The sequence below is a fragment of the Hahella sp. CCB-MM4 genome (assembly GCF_002260525.1).
Lineage (GTDB): Bacteria > Pseudomonadota > Gammaproteobacteria > Pseudomonadales > Oleiphilaceae > Hahella.
Map to the genome: position 1 here is coordinate 1 of NZ_MRYI01000053.1, position 1,205 is coordinate 1,205.

Here is a 1,205-nt window from a genome sequence, read left to right on the forward strand (position 1 = left end):
TGGAATAGTTTCAATCTGATCTGACACTTCTTCTTGAAAAAGAGAGGGTTACCGGTTTTGATGGAGGTGCCAACCATTCATCGAAACACACAAAGGATAACCCTCATGCAACATAGTAACCAACGAATCATCAAACATAAATTGGGTTTATTGAATCTGGCGGAAGAATTGGGGAATGTCTCCAAAGCTTGTCAGGTGATGGGCCTGTCCCGCGATACTTTCTATCGATACAAATCAGCGGTCGAGGAAGGTGGTGTTGAAGCGCTACTGGAAAAGACTCGACGGAAACCTAATCTGGCGAATCGGGTGGATTCAGAGACCGAAGACGCGGTGGTTCAGTACGCCATCGATTATCCCGCCCATGGCCAGGTTCGAGTCAGCAATGAATTGCGTAAACAAGGTATTTTTGTCTCAGCCAGTGGTGTGAGAAGTATCTGGCTCAGGTGCAATCTGGCGAACTTTAAAGACCGTCTGAAAGCGCTGGAGGGCAAAGTAGCAAACGAAGGCATCATTCTCACTGAATCCCAGATTCAGGCACTGGAGCGCAAGAAGCATGATGATGAAGCCTGTGGTGAGATCGAGACTCATCACCCAGGCTATTTGGGATCGCAAGACACCTTCTATGTGGGAACGCTCAAGGGCGTTGGTCGGGTCTACCAGCAGACCTTCGTGGATACCTATTCGAAGGTGGCCCACTGCAAGCTGTACACCACCAAAACGCCCATCACTTCAGCAGATCTGTTGAATGACCGAGTGCTGCCATTCCTGGAGGAGCATCAGCTGCCTCTGCTACGTATTCTGACGGACCGTGGCACCGAATACTGTGGTAAAGCGGAAAGGCACGATTACGAGCTGTTCCTGGCGCTGAATGAGATTGAACACACTAAGACCAAGGCACGACATCCGCAGACCAACGGGATCTGTGAACGCTTCCATAAGACGATCTTGCAGGAGTTTTATCAGGTGACTTTCAGGAAGAAAATTTACAGCGGCTTAGAGGAGTTACAGAAAGACCTGGACGACTGGCTGGATTACTACAATAATCATCGCACCCATCAGGGTAAAATGTGCCTTGGAAGAACCCCCATGGCGACCCTGGAGGAAGGGCAGCGAATCTGGAAGGAAAAGTTCATAGGCTGAACTTGACCTGACAGACACCTCCTAAAAACCGGTCACTGTCAGATCAGATCTGAACTTCTACATAT

General features: G+C 49.1%; 1 protein-coding gene. It reads left to right on the forward strand.

Translation table 11 applies throughout. From position 1 onward, the window contains the following. Positions 1-105: 105 nt before the first annotated feature. Positions 106-1,140, forward strand: coding sequence for an IS481 family transposase (locus BTA51_RS28830; RefSeq protein WP_094712536.1), 1,035 nt, complete (start codon positions 106-108; stop codon positions 1,138-1,140). The last annotated feature ends 65 nt before the right edge of the window (positions 1,141-1,205 follow it).

Excerpts from the sequence above, each read along its gene's own strand:
- BTA51_RS28830 (WP_094712536.1), top strand. The coding sequence starts at position 106 with ATGCAACATAGTAACCAACGAATCATCAAACATAAATTGGGTTTATTG.